Below are 24,412 nucleotides of genomic sequence, written 5' to 3' on the forward strand. Positions count from 1 at the left end.
CTGCGCCCCAGCCCCCGCAACACGGCTTCGCCGCGTTGTCCTCAAACGCCGGACGGGCTGGATTTTCCAGCCCGTCCGGCGATTGAGGACGCGGCCGTAGGCCGCTCCCGCCGCAGGCGGCGAACCGGCCCGCACCCGGAGGGCGAGGTGTCAGCCGGCCGCGGCCGTCAGGCCGCCCACCAAGAGGGTGGTGAAGCCGCGAGCCCACTCCTCGTCGACCGGCTCCGCGCTCACGAGCGCGCGATGGACCACGGCCCCCGCGATGACGTCGAAGATCAAGTCGGCATTGCGCGCCGCCACGGCGGCATCGTCCTCGCGCGGGAGCTCCCCCCGGGCCTGGGCCCGCTCCCGTCCGAGGAGGACGAGCCGCTTCTGGCGGTCGACGATCGCGCAGCGGATGCGGTCGCGGAGCGCGTCGTCGCGGGTGGACTCGGCGACGACGGCCATGAGGGCCGTCTTGGTCTCCGGGCGTTCCAGGAGGGCCGCGAAGCGGAGGACGACGCCCTCGATGTCGGCCGTGAGGCTGCCGAGGTCGGGGAGGTGCAACTGCTCGTCGAAGAGAGCCGCCACCGCGTCCACGACGAGTTCGTTCTTGCCCGCCCAGCGGCGGTAGAGGGTGGTCTTGGCGACGCCCGCACGGGCCGCCACGTCGCCCAGCGTCAGCTTGCCCCAGCCCAGTTCGACCAGCGCGGCGCGCGTCGCGTCGAGGATCGCGCGGTCGGCCGCTGCGCTGCGCGGCCGGCCCGTGCGGCCGCCGCCGGTACGGGGGGCGGTAGTCATGTCCGCGACCTTACCGCCGAGTAGCCATGTCGGCACGGGTCCCGGTATGAGCCAGATCACGGGAGGGCCCGGTTGCAGAGCAGCGGCTTGCAGTTACGCTACGAGTCGTAGCGAAAGCGACAACCACAGGTACCGGGTGGGGACCCGGCGCCGATGCGAACGCTCTTGGCGCCGTTCTGACGGCGCGCTTTTCCGATCGCCGCGCGGAGGGGGGAGGATAGGCACCATGCAGCCACGGAACATGTCCATGAGTGGAGTGGTCGACCTCGCCGCGGTGAAGGCGGCCGGGGAAGCCAAGCAGAAGGCGGAGCAGGCCCGTGTCGAGGCCGCCCGTCACGGCGGTGCGCCCGCCGGTGCGCAGCGCCTTGTCTTCGACGTCGACGAGGCCGGCTTCGAGGCGGAGGTACTGCAGCGCTCCGCCGAGGTGCCTGTCGTCATCGACTTCTGGGCCGACTGGTGCGAGCCGTGCAAGCAGCTCGGTCCGCTGCTGGAGCGGCTGGCGGACGAGTACGCGGGCCGGTTCGTGCTCGCCAAGGTCGATGTCGAGGCCAACCAGCTTCTCTTCCAGCAGTTCGGCGTCCAGTCGATCCCGGCGGTCTTCGCGGTGGTGGCCGGGCAGGCCCTGCCGCTCTTCCAGGGCGCCGCGCCCGAGGCGCAGATCCGGGAGGTGCTGGACCAGCTGATCCAGGTCTCGGAGCAGCGTTTCGGGATCGTGGGCGCGCCGGTGGAGCCGGGCGAGGAGGGCGCGGCCCCGCAGGCGGCTCCCGTGGGCCCGTACGACGCGGCCCTGAGCCTGGCCCACGAGGCGCTGGACGCCGGTGACCTGGGCGGTGCGGTGCGGGCGTACAAGAACGTGCTGTCCGACGACCCGGGCCACCCCGAGGCGAAGCTGGGCCTCGCGCAGGCCGAACTCCTGCAGCGCGTCCAGGACATGGACCCGCAGCAGGTCCGCAAGACCGCCGCGGAGAACCCCGCCGACGTGCGGGCGCAGATCGCCGCGGCCGACCTCGACCTGGTCGGCGGGCATGTGCAGGACGCCTTCGGCCGGCTGCTCGACACGGTCAGGCGGACGGCCGGTGAGGACCGGGACGCCGCGCGGGTGCGGCTGCTGGAGCTCTTCGAGGTGATCGGGCCGGACGACCCGCGGGTGGTTGCCGCGCGTACGGCGCTGTCGCGCGCACTGTTCTGACGGGCCGTCCCGGCGGGGGAGCGGGAAACCCTCGCCGCACCCGTGTCACACCCGGCACGGACTACCTCGCTTTACCAAAACTTGGTAATTGCGGGGGCTGTTACTGCGAGTAGGGAAAACCCGGGCTTTCGCCCGGGTTTTTTCGTGTATCGCCACTTCTTTCCGCGCACGCTCCGATGTGCTCCCGGTGCCGGTCGATGCGCACCGGACGTCCCTTGGTTATCGGCCCGTTACTCGCTAGTAATGAACCTCTTGTGCCCCGGCCGTGAATGGACCACGATCGGCCAAGCTCGGTCCATTCCCTTACCCGGCAGCCGGTCGGTGTGCGGGGGGATGGGTCCCCACCGGGCGGGTCGGCCGCACTCCGGGCCGGCTCGGGGACAGGGGGGTCCCGGCCGTCAACGGCCGGGCCTGTCCCGGCGGTTGCGCGAGAGCGCGGCCAGTGGTTGTCGCTCGGGGGTGATCGCCGGTGTTGTCGGAGGCGTTTCGCGCCACCGGGCCGCGGCGGCGCTCTCCTTCCCGAGGACGTAGCACTTCTCCCATCCCGGGCCGACCGCGAGGTCCGCACCGGAGATGTACGTCCGAGAAGGAGGAAAGTCATGCAGTCCCAGACTCGTGGTGGGACCAGGTGGCGGCGGTTCGCCGTGGTGATGGTGCCCAGTGTGGCGGCGACGGCCGCGATCGGTGTCGCGGTGGCGCAGGGCGCGCTGGCGGCGTCGTTCAGTGTCTCCGGTCAGCAGTTCCAGGTGTCCGCCCAGAAGCTGCACGGCACGGGGTTCGTCCAGTACGGCGCCATCGACGAGACCAAGGCGGGCGGCAAGCCGGTCGCGGTGGTCGGTATCGACAAGGCGGAGATCAACGGCCTCTGCCAGGCGGTGACCATTCCGACGGGCCTCGGCTTCGACGTGTCGATGAAGCTGGAGGCCGGTGGGGGAGGCAAGCAGGTCTCCGCGGAGAAGCTCTACATCGACGCGGAGGACATGACGGCCGACGCCACGTTCAAGAACGTCGACATCGGTGTGTCGGTGGACAACACGACCAAGGGCCCCGGCCCGGCCAAGTCGAGCGACGACGGCAAGAAGGGCGCCCACGTGCCCGGCTCGTTCGCCCAGCAGGCCGACGAGGTCTGGTTCGAGAAGGTCAACCAGAAGGCGTGGGCCACTTCGGCGGGCACCTTCACGCTGCCGGGCCTGCACATGGGCGTCAGCCTCAGCAAGGCCGAGTGCAAGGCGTAGCAACGCGCTGAACGGACGGGTACGGGACGGGGATCCACGCTCCCGTGCCCGTGCCGCGCGACGCCGCGCCGCACCACGTACCCCCGAACTCGCCAGTCCTAGGAGCTGTACGACATGAGCGCCGACACGCGAACCCGGCCGACGGATTCCCCCTCGGGCCGTGCCCGCCGTTCGTTTCGGGAGTGGCGCGGGCAACGCCCGTTCTGGGGCGGACTGTGGACCCTGCTGGCCGGCTTCCCGATCATGTACATCCCTTACCAGACCATGACGTTGGGCGATCTGCACATCCGCATGGCCACCACGGCGGGCGCCGGTTCGCTGATCATCGGCGTGCTGCTGGTCGTCCTCGGGCTGACGCTCTGGTTCCAGCAGCAGTCACGGATCTTCGCCGGTGTCGCGGCGATCCTGCTGGCGCTGGTCTCGCTGGTGGTGGCCAACTTCGGGGCGTTCCTGGTCGGTTTCCTGCTCGCCCTGGTCGGGGGCGCGCTCGGCGTCTCCTGGGTGCCGGGCAAGCCGGTCGCGGAGGCGGGACCGGACCACGACGGCGGACCGGCGGGCGAGGGCCCGGACGCGGCCGCCCCGCCGGAGCCGTCGGCGCCGCCGCGGCTGAGCCTGATGAAGGAGACGGACGGGGGTCACCGTGCCGACTGACGAGAGGGACGAGGCGCGCCACGAGAGAACCGGGCCCCGGCACGCCGCCCCCCGGAAACCGCTGCTCGCCCGGCTGCACATGCCCGCGGGCAAGGCCGTCGCCATCGCGGCGATGCCGACCGCGGTGCTGGTGGGGATGGGGCTCACGCCCCAGCTCGCGAGCGCCAGGCCGACCGTGCCGGAGCCGTTCGAGGGGCAGTGCGCCACGGCCCCGGACTCCTCGCCGAGCACGGGCGCGAGCGCCGAGCCCGGTACGAGTGCGAGCGGGAGCCCGCGTGCGGACGCGGGCAAGAGCCCGAGCCCGAGCCAGGAACCGGGCAAGGACGCGAAGGACAAGACGAAGGACAAGGCGAAGGACAAGGCGAAGGACAAGGCGAAGGAAGTCGCCGGGTCCCCCGCGCCGAGCACGGCCCCGTCCGCTCCGGACCCGGGCCCCGGCAAGAGCGAATCGCCCGCACCGGAACCGTCCTCCTCCCCGTCCCCGTCTCCGTCCCCTTCCAAGACCTTCAACCCCCTGGACCCCCTGGGCCTCGGCGACAAGCTGAAGGACATCCTCAACGGCGGCAAGCCGGCCGGAAGTCCCTCGACGGGCACCTCGCCCACCCCGCTCACCCCGTCCCCCGCTTCCCCGTCCCCGTCCGCGGGTGACGAGGCCGGGGGCCAGGCCAAGCCGAAGCCGGGCGCGCGCAAGCCCGGCGCCGCCCCCTCGACGAGCGCGAGTCCGAGTGGGAGTGCGAGTGCGAGCCCCAGCGGGAGCCCGAGCCCGGCGGCGAGCGCCTCCGCCTCCCCCGGCGAGCTGCCGCCCTGCCCGAAACCCACGGTGGTGGACGAGAAGGAGGGCCACGCCTTCCCGAACCAGCCCTGGTATCTGGAGGCCAGCGTCCTCACCCTGAAGGGCCTCACCTACGAGGGCATCAAGAAGATCACCATGGTGAACGGGCAGCAGAAGTCCGTGCTGAAGTTCACCGCGGATGCCCTGACCATCAAGGACCTGCACCAGATCGTCAACCGCGACGGCAAGCTCAGTCACGTCGCGGGCCCCGGGACGGACTCCACCGTCACGGGTGGTCAGGTCACCATGTACACCGAGGAGTTGAAGGGCAAGCTGCTCGGGCTCATCCCGTCCACCCAGAGCCCCAGCAGCCCGCCCCCGCTGATCCCCGGCCTGAAGCTGCCCATCCCGCTCTTCCTCACCGACGTGAAGATCCGCCAGGGCGGCCAGTTCGGCGGCACGCTGCACATCTCCAACCTGCACCAGTACCTCACGGACGGCACGTACTCCTAAAGGTCGTGCAAAAGGCCGTGGCCGCCTCCCTTCCCCGGAGGGAAGAGAGGCGGCCACGGCCGTGCTGCCGTACGAGCGGGGGAACCTAGCGGTTCTCGCCGCCCAGGTGGTGCACGCGGACCATGTTGGTCGTGCCGGGGATGCCGGGGGGCGAACCCGCGGTGATGATCATGGTGTCGCCCGCGTTGTAGCGCTTCAGCTTCAGCAGCTCCGCGTCGACCAAGTCGACCATCGCGTCGGTGTTGTCGACGTGCGGCACGACGTACGTCTCGACGCCCCAGCTCAGCGTGAGCTGGTTGCGGGTGGAGGCGTCCGTGGTGAAGGCCAGGATCGGCTGGGCCGTGCGGTAGCGGGACAGGCGGCGGGCCGTGTCGCCGGACTTGGTGAAGGCGACCAGGGACTTCGCGTCGAGGAAGTCCGCGATCTCACAGGCGGCACGGGCGACCGAGCCGCCCTGCGTACGCGGCTTCTTGCCCGGGACCAGCGGCTGCAGGCCCTTGGAGAGGAGCTCCTCCTCGGCCGCCTCGACGATGCGGGACATCGTCTTGACCGTCTCGATCGGGTACGCGCCCACCGAGGACTCGGCGGAGAGCATGACCGCGTCGGCGCCGTCGAGGATGGCGTTGGCGACGTCGGACGCCTCGGCGCGGGTCGGCCGCGAGTTGGTGATCATCGACTCCATCATCTGGGTCGCGACGATCACCGGCTTGGCGTTGCGGCGGCACATCTCGATGAGGCGCTTCTGCACCATCGGGACCTTCTCCAGCGGGTACTCCACCGCCAGGTCGCCACGGGCCACCATCACACCGTCGAACGCCATGACGACGTCCTGCATGTTGGCGACGGCCTGCGGCTTCTCGACCTTGGCGATGACCGGCACCCGGCGGCCGACCTCGTCCATGACGCGGTGCACGTCGCGGACGTCCTTGGCATCGCGGACGAAGGACAGCGCGACCATGTCGCAGCCCATCGCGAGCGCGAACTTGAGGTCCTCGACGTCCTTCTCGGACAGCGCCGGGACGTTCACCGCCGCGCCGGGCAGGTTGATGCCCTTGTGGTCGGAGATGACACCGCCCTCGATGACGATGGTCCGCACGCGCGGGCCCTCGACCTCGGTGACCCGGAGCTCGACGTTGCCGTCGTTGATCAGGATCTGGTCGCCCTTGGAGACGTCGCCCGGCAGACCCTTGTAGGTCGTGCCGCAGATGGTGCGGTCGCCCGGGACGTCCTCGGTCGTGATGGTGAACTCGTCGCCGCGCACCAGCTCCACGGGGCCGTCCGCGAAGGTCTCCAGGCGGATCTTCGGGCCCTGGAGGTCGGCCAGCACGCCGACCGCGCGGCCGGTCTCCTCGGCGGCCTTACGGAGGCGGTGGTACCGCTCCTCGTGCTCCGAGTGGGTCCCGTGGCTCATGTTGAAACGGGCCACATTCATACCCGCTTCGATCAGCGTCTTCAGCTGGTCGAAGGAGTCGACGGCGGGGCCCAGGGTGCAGACGATTTTGGAACGGCGCATGGGGCAGATCCTATCGGTTTGTTTCGGAGCGGAATATTCGAGCTGTGGGAAAGGACGGAAGCCGTCCGCTGATCAAGCGCCGATCAAACGCTGATCAAGCGCTGACCAGGGCATACGACTGGGTGGCGATCTCCAGCTCCTCGTCGGTCGGCACCACGGCGACCGCGACCCGGGCGGAAGCGGGGGAGATCAGCCGGGGCTCGTCCGCCCGTACGGCGTTGAGGCCGGCGTCCACGGCCAGGCCGAGCTCCTCCAGACCGGCGACGGCGGCCTCGCGCACCGGGGCCGCGTTCTCGCCCACACCGGCAGTGAAGGCGATCGCGTCGACCTTGCCGAGAACGGCGTAGTACGCGCCGATGTACTTCTTCAGCCGGTGCACATAGACGTCGAAGGCCAGCGCCGCCCGCTCGTCGCCCTCGTCGATCCGCCGGCGGATCTCGCGCATGTCGTTGTCGCCGCACAGTCCGATCAGACCGCTCTTCTTGTTGAGGAGCGAGTCGATCTCGTCGACGGACATCCCGGCGTTGCGCGCCAGGTGGAAGATCACCGCGGGGTCGAGGTCACCCGAGCGGGTGCCCATGACCAGGCCCTCCAGCGGGGTCAGGCCCATCGAGGTGTCCACGCAGCGGCCGCCGCGGACCGCCGAGGCGGAGGCGCCGTTGCCCAGGTGCAGCACGATGACGTTGACCTCGGACGGGTCCTTGCCGAGCAGCTTCGCCGTCTCGCGGGAGACGTACGCGTGCGAGGTGCCGTGGAAGCCGTAGCGGCGGATACGGTGCGCGTCGGCGGTCTCCACGTCGATCGCGTAGCGGGCCGCGGCCTCCGGCATCGTGGTGTGGAAGGCGGTGTCGAAGACCGCGACCTGTGGCAGGTCGGGGCGGAGCGCCTGCGCGGTGCGGATGCCGGTGATGTTGGCCGGGTTGTGCAGCGGGGCCACCGGGATCAGCCGCTCGATCTCCGCCAGCACCTCGTCGGTGATCACGGTCGGGGCGGTGAACTTCTGGCCGCCGTGCACGACCCGGTGCCCGATCGCGGCCAGCTCCGGCGAGTCCAGACCGAGCCCGTCCGCGGCCAGCTCCTGGGCGACGGCCTTCAGCGCGGCCTCGTGGTCGGCGATGGGCTCCTCGCGCTCGCGCCTGGCGCCGCCCGTCGCGAGCGGGGTGTGCGCGAGACGGGAGGTCTCCTCACCGATGCGCTCGACCAGACCGACGGCCAGCCGGGTGCTGTCGGCCATGTCGAGCAGCTGGTACTTGACCGACGAGGAGCCGGAGTTGAGGACGAGGACTCGGGTGGGGTTGGCAGTCATGAAGGGCTTTCCGGGTCGTGTGCGGTGGTCTGGGGGGAACGGCCGGTACGGGGGCCGGGCAGGCCCCCGTACCGACAGTAACGGCCGTCAGGGGCGCTGCTCGCCCTGCGCCTGGATCGCGGTGATCGCCACGGTGTTGACGATGTCCTGGACCAGGGCGCCGCGCGACAGGTCGTTGACCGGCTTGCGCAGACCCTGCAGGACCGGGCCGACCGCGACGGCGCCCGCCGAGCGCTGCACGGCCTTGTAGGTGTTGTTGCCGGTGTTGAGGTCGGGGAAGACCAGCACGGTGGCCTTGCCCGCGACCTCGGAGCCGGGGAGCTTGGTCGCGGCGACGGCGGCGTCCACGGCGGCGTCGTACTGGATCGGGCCCTCGACCAGCAGGTCGGGGCGGCGCTCCCGGACCAGCTCGGTGGCCCGGCGCACCTTGTCGACGTCGGCACCGGAACCGGAGGTGCCGGTGGAGTACGACAGCATCGCGATCCGCGGCTCCACACCGAACTGGGCGGCCGTCGTCGCGGACTGGATGGCGATGTCCGCGAGCTGCTCGGCGTTCGGGTCCGGGTTGACCGCGCAGTCGCCGTAGACGAGCACCCGGTCGGCCAGGCACATGAAGAACACCGAGGAGACGATCTGCGCGCCCGGCGCCGTCTTGATGATCTCGAAGGCGGGGCGGATGGTGGCCGCGGTCGAGTGCACCGCGCCGGAGACCATGCCGTCGGCCAGGCCCTCCTGGACCATCAGCGTGCCGAAGTACGACACGTCGGCGACCACGTCGTGCGCCAGCTCGACGGTCATGCCCTTGTGGGCGCGGGCCTTGGCGTAGATCTCGGCGAAGCGCTCGCGCAGCTCGGAGGTCTGCGGGTCGATGAGCTGCGCCTCGCCCAGGTCGATGCCCAGCTCACCGGCGCGCTTGCGGATCGCGTCCGTCCCGCCCAGCAGGGTGAGGTCGCAGACGTCGCGGCGCAGCAGCACGTCCGCGGCGCGCAGCACGCGCTCCTCGGTGCCCTCGGGCAGCACCACGCGGCGGCGGGCCGAGCGGGAGCGCTCGATCAGCTCGTGCTCGAACATCATCGGGGTGACGCGGACGGACCGGGCCACGGAGATGCGGTTCGTCAACTCCACGGTGTCCACGTGGCGTTCGAAGAGGCCGAGGGCCGTCTCGGACTTGCGCGGCGAGGCGGCGTTCAGCCTGCCCTCGATCGCGAACAGCTCCTGGGCCGTGGGGAAGGAACCGCCCGGCACCGAGATCACCGGCGTGCCCGGGGCCAGCCGGCCCGCCAGCGCCAGGATGTCCGGGCCCGGCCGCTCGTCGAGGGTGAGCAGCACGCCGGCTATCGGCGGGGCGCCGGCGCTGTGCGCGGCCAGCGCGCCGATGATCAGGTCCGTGCGGTCGCCGGGGGTCACCACCAGGCAGCCCTCGGTCAGCGCGGGAAGGAACGCGGGCAGCATCGCGCCGCCGAAGACGAAGTCGCGGGCGTCGCGGTTGAGCCCGGCGTCGTCGCCGAGCAGCACCTCGGCGCCCAGCTTGTGGACGATCTGCGCCACGGTCGGCGCCGACAGCGAGGCGTCCTCGGGCAGCGCGTAGCACGGCACGGGCAGGCTCGCGGCGAGCCGCTCGGCGACGGCCGTGCGGTCGGCCGGGGCGACCCGGTTGACGACGAGCGCGACCACGTCGCAGCCCAGCGCCTCGTAGGCGCGGTAGGCGTTGCGGGACTCCGCCCGTACGGACTCGGCGTCCTGGTCCTGGCCGCCGACGACCGTGATCACCGAGGCGCCGAACTCGTTCGCCAGACGCGCGTTCAGCGCCAGCTCGTCGGGCAGGTTGGAGCCCACGTAGTCGGTGCCGAGCACCAGCACGTACTCGTACTCCCGGGCCACGGCCAGGAAGCGCTCGACGAGGGCCGCGACCAGCTCGTCGGTGCCCCGCTCCGCCTGCAGGGCGGAGGCGTCGCCGTAGGACATGCCGTTCACGCTCTCCGGCGACTGGCTCAGCCGGTAGCGGGACCGCAGCAGGTCGAACAGCCGGTCCGGGCCGTCACCGTGGACGAGCGGGCGGAAGACACCCACCCGGTCGACATGGCGGGTGAGGAGCTCCATGACTCCCAGCTCGATGACCTGGCGGCCGTCACCCCGGTCGGTCCCGGTCACGTACACGCTGCGCGTCACGCGTGCTCTCCTTGCTCCATCGCCGTGTTTATGCGGTAAAAAAATACCCGATATGGTGGGCTTGCCCTCTTGACAATACCTGCGACCGTGGATAAGGCGCTCGTCAGCAGGCCGGTCAAGGGAAGCGGCACTGCCTCCCGGAAGGGGTGCGGCACTACCCCCCGGCCCGTGAAACAATCGGTTCGGCTCACATGTACCAGTAGCGAGCAGGAGACACAGCCAGATGCGCATCGGAGTCCTCACCGCAGGCGGCGACTGCCCCGGCCTGAACGCTGTCATCCGTTCGGTGGTGCACCGCGCGGTCGTCGGCCACAACGACGAGGTGATCGGCTTCGAGGACGGCTTCAAGGGCCTGCTCGAGGGCCGCCACCGCAAGCTCGACCTCGACGCGGTCAGCGGCATCCTCGCCCGGGGCGGCACCATCCTCGGCTCCTCCCGCCTGGAGCGCGCCCGGCTGCGCGAGGCCTGCGAGAGCTCCAAGGAACTCGCCCGCGACCTCGGCATCGACGTGCTCATCCCCATCGGCGGCGAGGGCACGCTCACCGCGTCCAAGATGCTCTCCGACGCGGGCCTGCCGGTCGTCGGCGTCCCGAAGACCATCGACAACGACATCTCCTCCACCGACCGCACCTTCGGTTTCGACACCGCCGTCGGCGTCGCCACCGAGGCCATCGACCGGCTGAAGACCACCGCCGAGTCGCACCAGCGCGTCATGGTCGTCGAGGTCATGGGCCGCCACGCGGGCTGGATCGCCCTGGAGTCCGGCATGGCCGGCGGCGCCCACGGCATCTGCCTGCCGGAGCGCCCCTTCGACGTCGCCGACCTGGTCTCCATGGTCGAGGAACGCTTCGCGCGCGGCAAGAAGTTCGCCGTCATCTGCGTCGCCGAGGGCGCCCACCCGGCGGAGGGCTCCATGGACTACGCCAAGGGCGCCATAGACCAGTTCGGCCACGAGCGCTTCGCCGGCATCGGCACCAAGCTCGCCGCCGAGCTGGAGAACCGCCTCGGCAAGGAGGCCCGCCCGGTCATCCTCGGCCACGTCCAGCGCGGCGGCACCCCCACCGCGTACGACCGCGTCCTCGCCACCCGCTTCGGCTGGCACGCGGTCGAGGCCGCGCACCGCGGCGAGTTCGGCATGATGACCGCGCTGCGCGGCACGGACATCCAGATGGTCCCGCTCGCGGACGCGGTCACCGAGCTCAAGCGGGTGCCGGAGAACCGGATGGACGAGGCGGAGTCGGTCTTCTAGTGACCTGACCTTCTGCGCTCCGAACGCCGGACGGGCTGGATCTCTCCAGCCCGTCCGGCGTTTTTGTGCCCGTTCACGGTTGTCACGGTGGGGGATCACCGGACCGGGCTGTTGCCGATCATCAGCACGGTTACGGACACCCGGCTGTCGCTGATCTCGTACAGGGCCCGGTACTCGCCGATGTGCAACCGGTAGGAATCCGTCCCGCCCATCTGCACAGCGGCCGACGGGCGGGGATCGCGGACAAGGCCGTTGACGGCGTCGTGGAACGGCTTGACCGCGTCCCCGTCGCGTTGACGCAGTTCCCGCAGCTTGCGGGCTGTGTCGTTGGCCCAGATCAGCGTGTACCTCACGACGCCTGCGCCTGGTCGAAGACCGTCATGGCCTCTTCATGGCTCATGACGGTGCCGTCGCTGTCGGCTTTGGCGAGCGCGATCAGGTGCAGGTCGGCGGCGTCCTCCAGCGCGGCGCGCTTCGCCGTGTCGCTGCCGGCGGTGTCGACGACCGCCTGCCTCCACCAGTCATCAATGGTCATACGGGCGGAGATCCCGTCGTGGATGCGGCGTACGTCGTCCCAGAACTTGTCCTGCCAGTGAGCCTCAAGGGCGGCAGCGATCCCGCCGATGCTGCGCGGGATGTCGGGGAGCTCCGGCGTCTGCGGTGTCGGCATGGGGCCAGTATGCCGCTGGGCGTGGCTCGACGAGTGGTGGACGAGGCGGAGGGGCTGGATCACTCCAGCCCGTCCGGCGTTTGTGCTTGCTGTCTCAGTGGCGGGGGTGGCGTGGGGCCGGGACCGAGGTGCCGGAATGCGCTTCGCCTTGGTGGCGTCGCAGATCGGCGTCGACCGCACTCACTCTTTGAGGCTCGCCGCAGCGGAGGGCGGCGGCGCGGGCGAGGGTGAGTCGTGCGCAGGTGAGGCACCAGGTGTCGGCCGTCTTCATGGGCTCACCCGGTGTACGTCGTAGTAGTGCCGCATGGCGTGCTCGGCGCAGGCCGCCTCGGCGGCGGTGTCCCGTCTCGCCCAGGCTGCGGCGCGGGCGTCGTCCAGCCGACGGCATGTGCGGCAGCTCTTGGCGTCCCCTTTGACGATCGTGCGGGGCCCGGCGGAAGCGTGCGCGACGGCGATCACGTACGGCTCCCGGCGCTGCGCCTGTTGGTCTCGCGGACCTTGTCGCGGAGGGCGGCATCGCGCTTCTCCATATCAGATGTGTCGTTCATTGTCTGCCCTTTCTCATCCGGCCTCGGGTGGCACAGGGGCATCGTCGAATCCCAAGAAGGACGTATCGGCTCTGAATCCCGGACAGTTGGGCTGTTTCGGCGCTAGCGTGGAAGACGTCCCAAACGTCTGGAGGCCGGGTCTTGAACACTGCTCTGCGATCGGCTATGGCCGACGCCGGTCTCACCCCTCGCGAGCTGGCCATGAGAGTCGGGGTGTCCGGCAAGACCGTGGAGCGGTGGCTGAACGACGCGGAGTTGATCCCGCATCGGAAGAACCGCCAAGACGCCTGCGCCGAACTGGGAGTTGACGAAGAGATGCTGTGGCCGAAATCCGTGAAGGATCGCATCAAGACCGGTACGGACAGGGAACTGGTCCACAGCTATTCCTACCGGTCCGCGTGTCCGTCCACGGTGTGGGGAGGGCTGATCGAGAGCTCTGCTCAGGATCTCTTCTTCGCCGGATACACGAATTACTTCCTCTGGCTGGACCAGCCCGACTTCGTCGGCACTCTGCGCCGCAAGGCAGGCAAGGGATGCCGGGTGCGCTTCCTCCTGGGCGACCCGGAAGGAGACGTCACGCGCCAGCGCGAGCAGCTCGAAGACGTCGCGCTGACGGTTTCCACGCGCATCAGGATCACCTTGGAGCATCTGGGAAAGCTGGGTGCGGCGGGCGGGGTGGAGGCCCGTTTCTCCGCTCCTGCGGACGCGGTCAACCACATCTCGCTCTCCGTCTTTCGCTTTGACGACGAGCTCTTGGTGACCCCGCATCTGGCACGGCTCGTCGGGCACGATTCCCCGCTGCTGCACTTGCGCCGCCAAGGTGACGGCGGGATGTTCTCCCGATTCGCCGAGCACGCCGAAGAGCTGTGGGAGCGGGGCGTGCCGGTAGGGGTTGCGGCCGGCGGCTGAGTCACGCCTCATCCGGCGAGTTCCAGCCAAAATGGATCGCCGTGCCAAGAGGATTACTGAACCTGCGGGTGCTCTGAGCCGACCGCAATGCACACTCTCGGTCATCTGTTCCAGTTTCAGTCCGCACCCACCCCTATGTGATGGATGATCCCCCTGTTCTTTATGGGAAGAGGGTGGGGTGAGTCATGTTCAGATCCATGCGGCGAAGTCTTGTCATCATCTTGACATGTGCATTACTTGCAACCGTGGGGGTCGCCGACACGGCCTGGGCCGGGGCGGCAGTCGATCGACACGGACAGCAGACCGTGTCCGCTGTTGCGCCACGCACGGCGAAGGACCTGCCAAAGCCGCCCAAGGCAATGACCTTGGCGCAGCGCAAGGCGCAGATGCACAGTTCGCAGGGGAGTTACTCGCCGATGCGCGAGTTCCTCAAGCCGAGGCCCCCGCGGCTACCCGCAGAGCCTGCGCCGAAGCCCGACAAACCGCTGAAGATCGGGCCGGCGGCGAAGCCTGCACAGGGCCTGGCTGCGCGCGCTGCGGCAGGGGTGCCCAATCCGGACTGGGTCTCCGCCTACGCGACTGCCTATCCAGGCATGTTGTCGATCGGCGGGCAGGCGAAGTTCTCGTCGGTCAGCGCTTCGTCCGTCTCTGGGCTGTGGCTGTACATCATGGACGAGAACAAGTACCCGGTACATCAGCAGGAGATCAAGCGCTCGACCGACGACCCGACGGGGAAATACCTGGAGAACGGGGCTTGGTGCTACGGCTGGTGGTCGTCCAATCAGTACCCTGCCGACCAGTGCTTCTGGTGGAGTTCTTCACTGAACGGTGGACATCTCCAGGACGGCAAGAAGTACTACGCCTGGATCTTCCTGGAAGGGACGGGTGGTTCCGGGAGCCCCGGAGGGACGACGTCGCCGTTCGTCCAAGCCTTCTACACCCCGGACATCCCTGGGGCGCAGGCCGGACTCTGCAACTGCTACGGGCAGGCACGCCGCGCGGATCCGGTGAACACCGCCACTGGAGCGTTCTACGACCGAAGCACGGATGCTGCCCTGGTGAGCGTCGGCACTCCGTTCTCGTTGGACCGCGCCTATCGGTCCGACTCGGCCGAGGCCGGGCTGCTGGGCAGGGGCTGGTCGACTCCCTTCGATTCCAAGTTGACGATCGCCGCAGGCAACAGCGCCACGCTTCAGGACGCGGACGGTGCTCGGGTGGTGTTCAAGGACCAAGGGGGCGGCAGCTATGCGACTCCAGCAGGCTCGTCACTGCTGCTCACCAAGGCGGGGGCGACGTACGCGGTCACCAATCCTGATGGAACTCGGCGGACGTTCGGTTCCTCAGGTCAGCTGACCTCCATTACGGGCGCCGGCGGCCAAGGACTTACGCTGGCCTACTCGTCCGGGCGACTCGCATCGGTCAAGGACGCGGCGGGGCGCACGGTCTCGTTCACCCTGGACGGTTCGGGGCTGCTGACCAAGGTGGCACTGCCCGACGGCACGTCGGTCTCCTATGGCTTCACCGACGGGCTGTTGACATCGGTGAAGGACCAAGTCGGCAAGTCCACCACATATACCTACGACTCCAACAAGCGGCTCGCCACCGCCACCGGGCGCGGAGGCGGCAAAGTCTCGAACACGTACGACGCTTCGGGCCGAGTCACCTCCCAGACCGATGGCTCGGGCAAGACATCGACGTTCGCTTGGGACAACAAGCGCGAGTCCCATGTGACGGACCCGAACGGCGGAGTCTGGACCGATGTGTACTCCGGCAACGTGCTGCTGGAGAGCGTCAACCCGTACGGTGACAAGGTCTCGTACAGCTACGACCGGAACCTGCACCCCGTCTCCATCACGGACGCGTCCGGCAGCACGACGGAGATGACGTACGACGCGGCCGGTCGTCTGATCACGCGGAGATCCCCCTCTGCGGTGGGGCTGGCAGAGACCTGGACCTATGACGCCCAGGGGAATGTCTCCAGTCACACCGATGGCCGGGGCAAGGCCTCAACGTACGCCTATGACAAGGCCAATCGGGTCGTATCCAGCAAGGACCCTGCGGGCGGCACGGCCGCTTACGCGTACACGGAGCAAGGCGCTCTTGCGAGCGTCACCACACCACGAGGCAAGGCAACGGCCTATGCCTATGACGCGGCGGGCAACCGCACTGCGGTGACGACGCCGCTCGGCGAGAAGACGACCTTCCGCTACGACGCCGCCGGCCGGGTCACAGGGATGACCGATCCGCGTGGCAACGTCGCAGGCGCCGACCCTGCCGCCTTCACCACGACCTACACCTACGACGGGCGCGGCCTCCTCGGCACAGCAACGGATCCTCTGGGACACACAACCACCTACGGCTATGACGGAGCCGGCCGTCTCGTCTCCGTGAAGGACTCGACAGGGCGCGTCACTGCGTACGCCTACGACAGTTCCGGCCGCCTCACGGAAACCACCAACCCGGCCGGCAAGAAGCAGACTCGCGCCTATGACGCCAACGGAAACCTCGCCTCGGTCACCGATGCGCTCGGCAACCGGACGACCTACACCTATGACAAGGCGAACCGGCTGATCAGTGTGGTCTCGCCACGTGGCAACGTCTCCGGGGCCAATGCCGCTGCCTACACCACGAGCTATGGCTACGACGCCAACGGCAACCGCACGAAGGTGACCGACCCCACGGGGGCCGTGACCACTTCCGCTTACGACGCACTGGGCCGTCTCGTCTCGGTCACCGACGCGCTCGGGCAGACCAGCAGCACGACATACGACGCCAATGACAACGTCCTGACGTCCACTGATCCCCTCGGCAACATCACACGCCACAGCTACACCGACACGGGACTGCCGGCGACCTCGACCGATCCGCTCGGCAAAGTCACGTCGTTTGATTACGACGCCGATGGTCACCGGACGAGGACGACAAGCCCGGAAGGGCGCACGACCACCTGGTCCTACGACGACGACGGCCGCACGGCCACTCAGGTCGACCCTCGCGGCAACACCAGCGGTGCGGACGCGGCGCAGTTCACCACCTCCTACACCTACGACCCCGCGGGCAACGAGACCAAGGCGACCAATCCGCTGGGCAAGTCGACCAGCACCGCTTACGACGCGACGAACCGTGCCGTGTCGGCCACGGACGAACTGGGCCGAACGACCAAGACCGACTACGACGACCTCGGCCGCGTCGCCGCCGTCACCGGCCCGGACGGCGCTGCCACCCGGTACACGTACAGCACGGCCGGTGACCTCGCGACACGCAAGGACCCCAACGGACATACGACCACCTACGGGTACGACGACGCGGGACGGCAGACCTCCGTCACCGACCCGCTCGGCCGCCAGAAGACCTACGGCTACGACGAGAGCGGCAACCGCACCGCCGTCACCAACGCCCGCGGCGTCACGGCCAGGACCGACTTCGACGCTCGCGGTCTACCCCGCGTCACCACCTATACCGACAACACGCCGACCGTGACCGTGGCCTATGACGCGATCGGTCAGCGCCGCTCCGTCACCGACGGCACCGGCACCCGCGCCCTGGACTACGACGCTGCCGGCCATTTGACGGCAGTCACCCCCAGCACGGGCAAGGGCGTCTTCTCCTACGCCTACGACGACATGGGGCGCATCACCGAGCGGACCAGCGACATCGGAAGCGCCGGCCCGACGGGTGCGGTGGTGGGTGTCAATGGTCTGTGCGTGGATGTGGACAACGGGCAGACGAAGGACGGCACGGCCATCCAGTCGTGGACCTGCGCCGGAGTTCCCGCTCAGCAGTGGACCTATGACGGTGCCCACCTGAAGGCCCTGGGCAAATGCGCCGCCGCGACCGGTCCGGGCCGGGGCGCACAGGTCAAGCTGGCCACCTGCTCCAACGATGCTCTTCAGCGCTGGACGATCCGCGACAATGGCGAGCTGATCAATGCCGCGGGCGGCAAGTGTATGGAGATCTCGAACGGCACCAGCACCCTGGGCACGCCCATCACGACCTGGGACTGTCTCGCCGCCGCTTGGCATCACTGGACCCTCCCGCGTCCGACGGGTGCGGTGGTGGGTGTCAATGGCCTGTGCGTGGATGTGGACAACGGGCAGACGAAGGACGGCACGGCCATTCAGTCGTGGACCTGTGCCGGAGTGCCGGCCCAGCAGTGGTCCTACGACGGTGCCCATCTGAAGGCCCTGGGCAAGTGCGCAGCCGCGACCAGCTCCAACAAGGGCGCACAGGTCAAGCTCAACACCTGCTCCAATGACGCTCTCCAGCGCTGGACCTTCCGCGACGACGGCGCACTCGTGAATGCGGCGGGTGGCAAGTGCATGGAGATCTCGAACGGCACCAATACCCTGGGCACGCCCATCACCACTTGGGACTGCCTCGATGTCGCCTGGCACCACTGGACCCTGCCGAAGTCCGCGATAGCGACCAACACCATCCACTACGGCTACGACGGGGACGGTCTGCGAACCTCGGAGACGACGGCCTCAGGAACTATCGGCTACGCCTACGACCTTGACGGTCACCTGACGACGAGCGCGCTGCCCGCGGCCAACGGCTACGTAGAGAAGCGCGCATATGACAACGCCGGCCGTCTTACCTCTGTCAGCAATGTCAAGGGGCAGTCGGTACTCGCGAGTTGGTCGCAAGCCCTCGATGATGCAGGACAGCCGGTCCGAATCGACGTCACTCGTGCAGGCAAACCGGCCGGCTATCAATATTACGGCTACGACTCCGTCGGCCGACTGATCACCGAATGCTCGTCCACCACGAAGTCGGACTCGTGCCCGGATCTCACAGCGGCCACGAGCTACAGCTACGACCAGGTCGGCAACCGGCAGTCGCAGAACCAGGCAGGCGTCAGCACTACTTACAAGTACGACGACGCCGACCAGCTCACTCAATCGGTCACGGGCTCCGCAAGCCGCGACTTCACCTATGACGCCGACGGGAATCAGACCGGCGCAGGTGGTGACACCTTCGCCTATGACGCCAACAACCGCCTGATCAAGGCATTGTCGGGCGGGACCGCCTACTCGTACGGTTACGACGCCGACGGCAACCGAACCACAGCGTCCAAAGACGGCAGCGGACTACAGCGCACCACTGCCTGGGACATCAACAACGCCCTGCCCCTGGCAACTGCGGACTACGACGGCAACGGCGCCTTACAGGCCGAATACCGGTACAGCCCGCGCGGTCAGATACAGGCGGAGGTCACGGGCGGTAGCACCTATTACCACCACCGGGACCTGCTCGGCTCCGTCACCGATTTGACGGACGCCAGTGGTAACCTCCAGACCAGCTACGCCTACACCGCGTTCGGCGAAGCCGGCCAGACCAACGCCACCGCGAAGCCACCGGCCAACCCCTTCGGATACACGGGTGCGTACCGGGAGCCGACGACCAATGCCGCGGGTTACTACCTCCGGGCCCGTAACTACGACCCGGCCACGGGACGCCTCACCAGCACCGATCCGGCTCCCGCTCCTGTCGGCCAGCCCTATAGCTCGGCCTACCCGTACGCGGCCAACGCGCCGACCCGGTACACCGACCCCACCGGCTGGACCCCGGACGACCCCAACGACGACCACATCAAGTCGTTCAGCGAAGGCGCCAAGGTCTTCGGCAGTGGCTTCGTGGAGGGCCTCAAGCTCCCGTTTGAATTCGTCGGAGACATCTTCAACGCCTTCACCGGGAAGAACGGCGGGGCAGGCGGCTTCGTCGACAAGTACCTTCCCGTCCGTCCCGCGTACCGGCTCTACCGAGCCGCGGAGATGTTCCGCGACCAAGGCTGTGAGGCGCTCTACGACACCTACAGCCGGGCTGCCGATGACCTTGCGATGCAAATCGCTGCCACAGGGCTCGGCGGGCTGCGGGGCTGGCAGAAGGACGCGGTCTTCCCGCCGACTGGTGGACGTTACTACGGGGGCAGGAGTGAGACCCGATTCGGGCTTCCGTACTACACGCCGGAGCACTTGTCGTCGATGGAGCGCATCAACCCTGAAGGTGGGCGGGTGAACTGTGGGTTGTGCGCGACTGCTGGTGATGACCTCATGGCGGGCAAAAACCCCAACTCGGTGCCCGGCGCTAATCACCCGATGACTCGTGAGGAGGTCGCAGAACTGACTGGACGCCCCTTCGTGCAGAAGGGCGGACTGAACTCAGTCGTCAAGGACATGCTCAGCTGGGGACCTGGAGCGCGAGGAATCGTCGGCGCGTGGCCGAACCGCGGCATGGGACACTACTTCAACGTAGTGAATGTCGACGGCAAGGTAGTCTTCCTCGATTTCCAGACAGGACGGGCGGACCCCGCCGATACACGGTTCCGATACTACTTCCTCATGAGGACCAACTGACATGCTTGATCGCAAGGAAGCCCAGGAGCGAGCCGAGAGGTTCCTGGTTGAGCAGAGCCAGACTTGGCCGTCCAGCAATGTGCGTCTCATCCTGGAGGACTGCTTCGTCGAGGGTGACCGGTTCATTGCGCCCTACGACCGGATCGAATTCCTCGATCACGGCAACGAGGACGCTCAACTCGGCGGAAATTGGCCGATCTGCGTCGACCTCGATACGGGGGAGTGCGATTTCACCTCCATGGAAGAAGCCTATGACTTCATCGATCGTGGGCTGCTCTGACGGCACGGCCTTCAGGTAAAGACGTGGTGCCCGGCTTCTAAGAGGCCGGGCACCACGTCTTTGGGGCCGCGCGCCGGACCGTCAACAGCCAGAGCGCGGACAGGAGTTCAGGGTTCTCACCCGGTGACGTCGCCCAGCGAGGACGGTCTGACGACGACGTAGCCCTGGTCCCGTGCGGCATGGAATTCGCCCTTGCGCAGGGCGAGATGTTCGGCCATCGGCATCTTCAGGTGGTACAGGACCACCGACGAGGGGGCTCCGAAGATGCTCGGGGAGTCCGCGAGGAGGGGGGCCTCGGCCTTGACGTAGTCCAGGCCGGCCCGCAGGTGTTCCGCGGTGATGCTGTCGTCACCGCCGGGCCGGTGCAGGACGACCTGGCGCACCATTTCCTCGCAGATCGCGGAGAAGTCCCGGTCGTCCCGCAGGGCCTGATCCGTCCGGCCGCGCACGGCCCGGTACGCCGGCAGGTCCATGAGTTCGGAGAGTGCGCGTACGTGGAAGCGCTCGGCTTCGGGGCCCAGTCTTTCCAGGGATCGCCGGATCCTGCGCCGCACGTCCTTCAGTGTGCTCTTCACCGACTTCGCGGCGTATTCCGGGCTCCGGCCGTCCGCGATGAGCATCGCGTCGATGTTCGTGTCGACATAGACGACATCAACCCGGGCGAAGGAACGCCCCGCCCACTCCAGCAGTGCGGTGATGCGGTCCTGGTTGAAATAGCTGTTTCCCGCGCTGATCCCGACGAGCGCGTGTTCGCCGCGCTGCCAGATGGCCCGGCACTCATCGCTGAGCGGGACCACCTGCATGTCCGGGGATGTGGAGGGCTGCACGCCAGGGTTCCTCAACTCCTCAGGACGGTATGGATTCATTCAATGCGGTGGCCATTTTCAGGCACAGCTCGTCCAGGATTTCGGGAAGATTCATATCGCCTCCCATGGGGGAGAACATGACATCGTCCAGGCGCTGCCGGATCTCGGAAAGCCGAGGAGTGCCCGCCCCGGCCTCCTCCAGGATTCTCAGCGTCCGGCGGGCGGCATCCGTGCAGCGGTAGATGCCGTAGTCGGCCGGTTCCTCCACGAGCCCCCGCCCGCTGCTCAGCAGGTAGGCGGCCAGCAGGGCTATCTCCTTATGCAGCTGAGCCTGCGGCATTGCCTCGTCCCCAGATTTCATAGCTGATCACCTCGTTCTTGTCGCGACGGTCGGAGGGGGTGGGTGCCTGCGCGGGTCGGCCGACGGGAACCACCAGCATCGGCTCGATCGTGTCCGGGAGATTCAGCAGCAGCCGCACGATGTCCTCCCGGAAGCTGCTCACCGGACACCCGCCGAGTCCCAGGGCATGTGCGGACAGGAGCAGATTCTCGACGGCCATGGCCACGCACAGCTTCGACGTCTCGTAGATCTTCCGCGAGACGACGCCGGAGAGTTTGTCCGTCAGCCGCCGGTCGACACATGCCACGACGATGAACGCCGGAGTTCCGATGATCCCCGGGCAGAATGCCCTGAGGAGTTTGACGCGGTCCGGGTTCCGCACCACCGTGAAGGACCATGCCTGCCTGTTGGAAGCGGTCGGCGCCGCCAGCATGCCTTCCAGCATCTGCTCGATCAGCGAGTCGTCGACCGGATCCGGCGCATAATTTCGCAGCACACTGCGCGAGCGCAATACTGCCAGTGTCTCCGGCAGGGGATTATTCGGCATCGGTGTCCTTTCTTTTATGAAGCCTTGTGAATCTCGTGAACCACATGTGTCGCACTGACCTCACAAGGCGCATGTGTATCGCACGGATAGTTGTCCGTACAAGGGTGAGGCGAAAACACAAGACGGTCTTTGTGCGGAATTAACCGTTCGGTGATAATTCGGCCATGTGGCCGGAAAAATACTTCTGTTCGGTGTGTGTGCCTGCTAGGGAGTCCTGAAAAAGTGGGTACTAACCGGAAGGTACGTACAGCCGTCCGCGTACGGAGGTGCCATGCCCCCGCTGCTCACCCGCCGTACCCGGCAACGGCTCGCCGCCGACGCCGCGTTGTTCGTCCTGGCCGCCGCGTTCGCCGTACCGCTCGTCTGGCTGCTGCTCGCGTCCGTCGACGACCGGGCGGGGCTGACCGTGAAGGCGCCGGCCGGCCCGACCCTCGGCAATTTCGACGCGGTGCTGAACGAGGAGATCACCTTCCGGCCGATGCTCAACAGTCTGCTGCTGTGCGGCGCGGCCACCGCGCTGACCATGGTGTGCGCGGCGCTCGCCGCCTACCCGCTGTCGCGGTTCAGATCCCGCTTCGCCCGGCCCTACCTGCTGACGGTGCTGTTCACCACCTGCCTGCCGATCACGGCGGTCATGGTGCCCGTCTACGGCCTGTTCGTACGGATCGACCTCATCGACACCCTCTACGGCACGGCCCTCTTCATGGCGGCGGCCCAACTCCCCTTCGCCATCTGGCTGATGAAGAACTTCATGGACGGCGTCCCGGCCGTACTGGAGGAGGCCGCGTGGACGGACGGCGCGAGCAGACTCCAGGCACTCGTCCGGGTGATCCTGCCGCTGATGGGGCCGGGGGCGGCCGTGGTGGCGATCTACAGCTTCATCATGCTCTGGGGCAATTTCTTCGTGCCCTTCATGCTGCTGCTGACCCCTGACCAACTCCCGGCGTCCGTCAGCATCTTCACGTTCTTCGGCAGCAACGACCAGGTCGCCTACGGGCAGCTCGCCGCGTTCTCGATCCTCTACTCGACGCCGGTGATCCTGCTCTACGCCCTGATCTCCCGGCGGCTCGGCGGCGGCTTCGCGCTGGGCGGCGCGGTCAAGGGCTGACGGCCCGGCCGTCGGCGCACGCAGAGACGGCGCACGCAGAGAACCCCGCCGTCTGTCCGCTGACGGCGGGGCACCCCTCCAGTGTGGAACGCGGCCCTGGATGTCCCCCGTGAATCCAGGGCCGTATCCGCGCAGGGCGACCGGTCTGTCCCGAAACAGCTCTGGGGAAAGCCTCAGCCTTGACTGCGGACAAGCAGAACGGTACTAACGGGCCGACCTGTCGGCTACTCGTCAAACGCGGCTCCTGGCCGGAGAACGCGGGACTCCCGAGGAACGCCTGATGACCGAACCCGGAGTGGGGCCGGAAGCCCCCGGCAACATGCGCACGCTCGTGCTCAGCAATGATCTCGACGAGACCCGCGAGATCATCAGCTCCGCCTACAGCCCCTACGAACTCAGCGTGCTCGGCGATCCCGCGGACTTCTCCGCCTGGTACGCGGAGGGCAGCTTCCCCGGTGTCACCGTGTCCGGTCTCCAGTACGGCGCCGAGACCCTGGTGGCACCCCAGCCCCTCGACTCGTACCTCCTCGTCTGCAAGCTGGTGCGGGGCAGGGTGAAGGTGGTCTCCCCGGGCCGGGAGGAGCGGATCGTGGAGACCGGGGAGACGTATGTGCTCGACCCTTACCGCCAGTTCCAGGTGCACTGGGCGCCCGGCGCGCGCATGACGACCGTCCGGCTCGCGCGGGAGACCGTGGAACAGGCGGCGGCCGACGCGCTCGGCGTGGACGGGCCGGTACGGACGCGCTTCGGGCTCGGCGGCCCGATCTCCCCGGCGGCCGCCAGGACCTGGGCGGGCATCTCCGCCGCGGTGCACCGGGAGGTCCTCGGCGAGGGCGTCGCCCGGACGAGCCCGCTGGTCGCCTCCCACCTCACCCAGACGACCGCCGCCCTGCTCATGGAGACCTACCGGCTGATCACCGACGGCGTGGACGCGCAGCGGCCGGGCGTCGTCGCGCACGGGGCGGTGCGGCGGGCCATGGCCCTCGCGGAGGAGCGGGCCGACCAGCCGCTCACCCTCGCCGACCTCGCACTGGCGGGCCGCGTCAGCCCGCGGTCCCTGCAGGAGGCGTTCCGGCGGCATCTGGGGACGACGCCGCTCGGGTATCTCCGCGAGGTGCGGCTCGGGCGTGCCCGCCATGACCTGCTCGCCGGGCGCGGCAACCCTGCCGTCACCGTTTCGGCTGTCGCCTGCCGCTGGGGGTTCTGCAACCTCGGCCGCTTCGCGGGCCTGTACCTGGAGAAGTACGGGGAGTCGCCGTCGCGGACCCTGCGGGGGTGATGGCGGGTCTGGGTGGGGGGCCGTTGCTCCCCCAGCTACCTCCCCCAGACTCCGTCCGGGGGGACCCCCAGGAGGTGCCCCCGGGGGCGGGCCTTTCCCCAGCCCCGCCCCTTCCCGAAACCGGGGTGCGTGCCCCGGACCCCCGGCCGCGGGCCGTCTGCCGCCTGCGGCGGGGGCGGCCGGCGGCCGCGG

General features: G+C 68.5%; 20 protein-coding genes. 10 read left to right on the forward strand and 10 right to left on the reverse strand.

Annotated elements, in window-relative coordinates; translation table 11 throughout:
* Positions 1-150: 150 nt before the first annotated feature.
* On the reverse strand, positions 151-780 hold the full coding sequence (locus ACWD4A_RS30810; RefSeq protein ID WP_451198987.1) for a TetR/AcrR family transcriptional regulator: 630 nt from the start codon (positions 778-780) through the stop codon (positions 151-153).
* 226 nt (positions 781-1,006) lie between these two features.
* Between ACWD4A_RS30810 and ACWD4A_RS30815 the strand changes: the two genes are divergently transcribed.
* The 4 genes from ACWD4A_RS30815 to ACWD4A_RS30830 all read left to right on the forward strand — a co-directional run bounded on the left by ACWD4A_RS30815 (position 1,007) and on the right by ACWD4A_RS30830 (position 5,140).
* Positions 1,007-1,969 carry a tetratricopeptide repeat protein gene (locus ACWD4A_RS30815; RefSeq protein ID WP_451198988.1) on the forward strand — a complete coding sequence of 321 codons (963 nt, stop codon included), beginning with the start codon at positions 1,007-1,009 and terminating at the stop codon, positions 1,967-1,969.
* Positions 1,970-2,568: 599 nt separating this feature from the next.
* Positions 2,569-3,204 carry a DUF6230 family protein gene (locus ACWD4A_RS30820; protein WP_451198990.1) on the forward strand — a complete coding sequence of 212 codons (636 nt, stop codon included), beginning with the start codon at positions 2,569-2,571 and terminating at the stop codon, positions 3,202-3,204.
* A gap of 114 nt (positions 3,205-3,318) precedes the next feature.
* Complete coding sequence (locus ACWD4A_RS30825) at positions 3,319-3,855, forward strand: DUF6114 domain-containing protein (RefSeq protein ID WP_451198992.1); 537 nt, start codon at positions 3,319-3,321, stop codon at positions 3,853-3,855.
* Positions 3,845-5,140, forward strand: coding sequence for a hypothetical protein (locus tag ACWD4A_RS30830; protein ID WP_451198993.1), 1,296 nt, complete (start codon positions 3,845-3,847; stop codon positions 5,138-5,140). The genes ACWD4A_RS30825 and ACWD4A_RS30830 overlap by 11 nt, the downstream gene beginning before the upstream one ends.
* 85 nt (positions 5,141-5,225) lie before the next feature.
* On the opposite strand, the gene pyk is transcribed toward ACWD4A_RS30830, so the two are convergent.
* The 3 genes from pyk to pta form a co-directional block, all read right to left on the reverse strand.
* Positions 5,226-6,653, reverse strand: coding sequence for a pyruvate kinase (gene pyk / locus ACWD4A_RS30835; protein WP_451198994.1), 1,428 nt, complete (start codon positions 6,651-6,653; stop codon positions 5,226-5,228).
* Positions 6,654-6,747: 94 nt separating this feature from the next.
* Positions 6,748-7,959 (reverse strand): acetate kinase, encoded by a 1,212-nt coding sequence (locus ACWD4A_RS30840; protein WP_451198995.1) that lies wholly within the window; start codon positions 7,957-7,959, stop codon positions 6,748-6,750.
* 87 nt (positions 7,960-8,046) lie between these two features.
* The gene (gene pta / locus ACWD4A_RS30845; protein ID WP_451198998.1) at positions 8,047-10,128 is read right to left on the reverse strand and encodes a phosphate acetyltransferase; all 2,082 of its coding nucleotides are present in this window, start codon (positions 10,126-10,128) and stop codon (positions 8,047-8,049) included.
* A gap of 223 nt (positions 10,129-10,351) precedes the next feature.
* Here pta and ACWD4A_RS30850 point away from each other — a divergent pair, with 223 nt between their 5' ends.
* Positions 10,352-11,377, forward strand: coding sequence for an ATP-dependent 6-phosphofructokinase (locus ACWD4A_RS30850; protein WP_451199000.1), 1,026 nt, complete (start codon positions 10,352-10,354; stop codon positions 11,375-11,377).
* Positions 11,378-11,472: 95 nt separating this feature from the next.
* Here ACWD4A_RS30850 and ACWD4A_RS30855 read toward each other — a convergent pair whose 3' ends face one another.
* The 3 genes from ACWD4A_RS30855 to ACWD4A_RS30865 all read right to left on the reverse strand — a co-directional run bounded on the left by ACWD4A_RS30855 (position 11,473) and on the right by ACWD4A_RS30865 (position 12,506).
* A complete protein-coding gene (locus ACWD4A_RS30855; RefSeq protein WP_451199002.1) occupies positions 11,473-11,730 on the reverse strand; it encodes a type II toxin-antitoxin system RelE family toxin in 258 nt (85 codons plus the stop codon).
* Positions 11,727-12,047: a hypothetical protein gene (locus tag ACWD4A_RS30860; RefSeq protein WP_451199004.1), complete on the reverse strand. Its 321-nt coding sequence runs from the start codon at positions 12,045-12,047 to the stop codon at positions 11,727-11,729. The genes ACWD4A_RS30855 and ACWD4A_RS30860 overlap by 4 nt, the downstream gene beginning before the upstream one ends.
* Positions 12,048-12,314: 267 nt before the next feature.
* Positions 12,315-12,506, reverse strand: coding sequence for a hypothetical protein (locus tag ACWD4A_RS30865; RefSeq protein WP_451199007.1), 192 nt, complete (start codon positions 12,504-12,506; stop codon positions 12,315-12,317).
* 404 nt (positions 12,507-12,910) lie between these two features.
* On the opposite strand from ACWD4A_RS30865, the gene ACWD4A_RS30870 reads away from it, so the two are divergent.
* From ACWD4A_RS30870 to ACWD4A_RS30880, 3 genes are all read left to right on the forward strand, one after another.
* Positions 12,911-13,504: an XRE family transcriptional regulator gene (locus ACWD4A_RS30870; protein WP_451199028.1), complete on the forward strand. Its 594-nt coding sequence runs from the start codon at positions 12,911-12,913 to the stop codon at positions 13,502-13,504.
* 245 nt (positions 13,505-13,749) lie between these two features.
* A complete protein-coding gene (locus ACWD4A_RS30875; RefSeq protein WP_451199010.1) occupies positions 13,750-19,860 on the forward strand; it encodes a ricin-type beta-trefoil lectin domain protein in 6,111 nt (2,036 codons plus the stop codon).
* Position 19,861: 1 nt separating this feature from the next.
* Positions 19,862-20,140, forward strand: a complete 279-nt coding sequence (locus tag ACWD4A_RS30880; RefSeq protein ID WP_451199013.1) for a hypothetical protein — start codon at positions 19,862-19,864, stop codon at positions 20,138-20,140.
* A 116-nt stretch (positions 20,141-20,256) separates the two neighbouring features.
* Here the strand turns inward: ACWD4A_RS30880 and ACWD4A_RS30885 are convergent, their stop codons facing one another.
* From ACWD4A_RS30885 to ACWD4A_RS30895, 3 genes are read right to left on the reverse strand one after another with little or no spacing between them, the layout of a single operon-like run.
* Complete coding sequence (locus ACWD4A_RS30885) at positions 20,257-20,967, reverse strand: tRNA-dependent cyclodipeptide synthase (RefSeq protein WP_451199016.1); 711 nt, start codon at positions 20,965-20,967, stop codon at positions 20,257-20,259.
* A gap of 19 nt (positions 20,968-20,986) precedes the next feature.
* Positions 20,987-21,286 carry a DUF6092 family protein gene (locus ACWD4A_RS30890; protein ID WP_451199019.1) on the reverse strand — a complete coding sequence of 100 codons (300 nt, stop codon included), beginning with the start codon at positions 21,284-21,286 and terminating at the stop codon, positions 20,987-20,989.
* On the reverse strand, positions 21,264-21,833 hold the full coding sequence (locus tag ACWD4A_RS30895; protein WP_451199021.1) for a nitroreductase family protein: 570 nt from the start codon (positions 21,831-21,833) through the stop codon (positions 21,264-21,266). The genes ACWD4A_RS30890 and ACWD4A_RS30895 overlap by 23 nt, the downstream gene beginning before the upstream one ends.
* A gap of 271 nt (positions 21,834-22,104) precedes the next feature.
* Between ACWD4A_RS30895 and ACWD4A_RS30900 the strand changes: the two genes are divergently transcribed.
* Together ACWD4A_RS30900 and ACWD4A_RS30905 are read left to right on the forward strand one after the other, a co-directional pair.
* A complete protein-coding gene (locus tag ACWD4A_RS30900; protein ID WP_451199024.1) occupies positions 22,105-22,941 on the forward strand; it encodes a carbohydrate ABC transporter permease in 837 nt (278 codons plus the stop codon).
* Between the two features lie 280 nt (positions 22,942-23,221).
* The gene (locus ACWD4A_RS30905; protein WP_451199025.1) at positions 23,222-24,220 is read left to right on the forward strand and encodes an AraC family transcriptional regulator; all 999 of its coding nucleotides are present in this window, start codon (positions 23,222-23,224) and stop codon (positions 24,218-24,220) included.
* Positions 24,221-24,412: the final 192 nt, after the last annotated feature.

It is taken from the genome of Streptomyces sp. NPDC002537, from assembly GCF_053594975.1.

Excerpts from the sequence above, each read along its gene's own strand:
- ACWD4A_RS30810 (WP_451198987.1), bottom strand. The coding sequence starts at position 780 with ATGACTACCGCCCCCCGTACCGGCGGCGGCCGCACGGGCCGGCCGCGC.
- ACWD4A_RS30815 (WP_451198988.1), top strand. The coding sequence starts at position 1,007 with ATGCAGCCACGGAACATGTCCATGAGTGGAGTGGTCGACCTCGCCGCG.
- ACWD4A_RS30820 (WP_451198990.1), top strand. The coding sequence starts at position 2,569 with ATGCAGTCCCAGACTCGTGGTGGGACCAGGTGGCGGCGGTTCGCCGTG.
- ACWD4A_RS30825 (WP_451198992.1), top strand. The coding sequence starts at position 3,319 with ATGAGCGCCGACACGCGAACCCGGCCGACGGATTCCCCCTCGGGCCGT.
- pyk (WP_451198994.1), bottom strand. The coding sequence starts at position 6,653 with ATGCGCCGTTCCAAAATCGTCTGCACCCTGGGCCCCGCCGTCGACTCC.
- ACWD4A_RS30840 (WP_451198995.1), bottom strand. The coding sequence starts at position 7,959 with ATGACTGCCAACCCCACCCGAGTCCTCGTCCTCAACTCCGGCTCCTCG.
- ACWD4A_RS30850 (WP_451199000.1), top strand. The coding sequence starts at position 10,352 with ATGCGCATCGGAGTCCTCACCGCAGGCGGCGACTGCCCCGGCCTGAAC.
- ACWD4A_RS30860 (WP_451199004.1), bottom strand. The coding sequence starts at position 12,047 with ATGCCGACACCGCAGACGCCGGAGCTCCCCGACATCCCGCGCAGCATC.
- ACWD4A_RS30870 (WP_451199028.1), top strand. The coding sequence starts at position 12,911 with ATGCTGTGGCCGAAATCCGTGAAGGATCGCATCAAGACCGGTACGGAC.
- ACWD4A_RS30880 (WP_451199013.1), top strand. The coding sequence starts at position 19,862 with ATGCTTGATCGCAAGGAAGCCCAGGAGCGAGCCGAGAGGTTCCTGGTT.
- ACWD4A_RS30890 (WP_451199019.1), bottom strand. The coding sequence starts at position 21,286 with ATGCCGCAGGCTCAGCTGCATAAGGAGATAGCCCTGCTGGCCGCCTAC.
- ACWD4A_RS30895 (WP_451199021.1), bottom strand. The coding sequence starts at position 21,833 with ATGCCGAATAATCCCCTGCCGGAGACACTGGCAGTATTGCGCTCGCGC.
- ACWD4A_RS30900 (WP_451199024.1), top strand. The coding sequence starts at position 22,105 with ATGCCCCCGCTGCTCACCCGCCGTACCCGGCAACGGCTCGCCGCCGAC.
- ACWD4A_RS30905 (WP_451199025.1), top strand. The coding sequence starts at position 23,222 with ATGACCGAACCCGGAGTGGGGCCGGAAGCCCCCGGCAACATGCGCACG.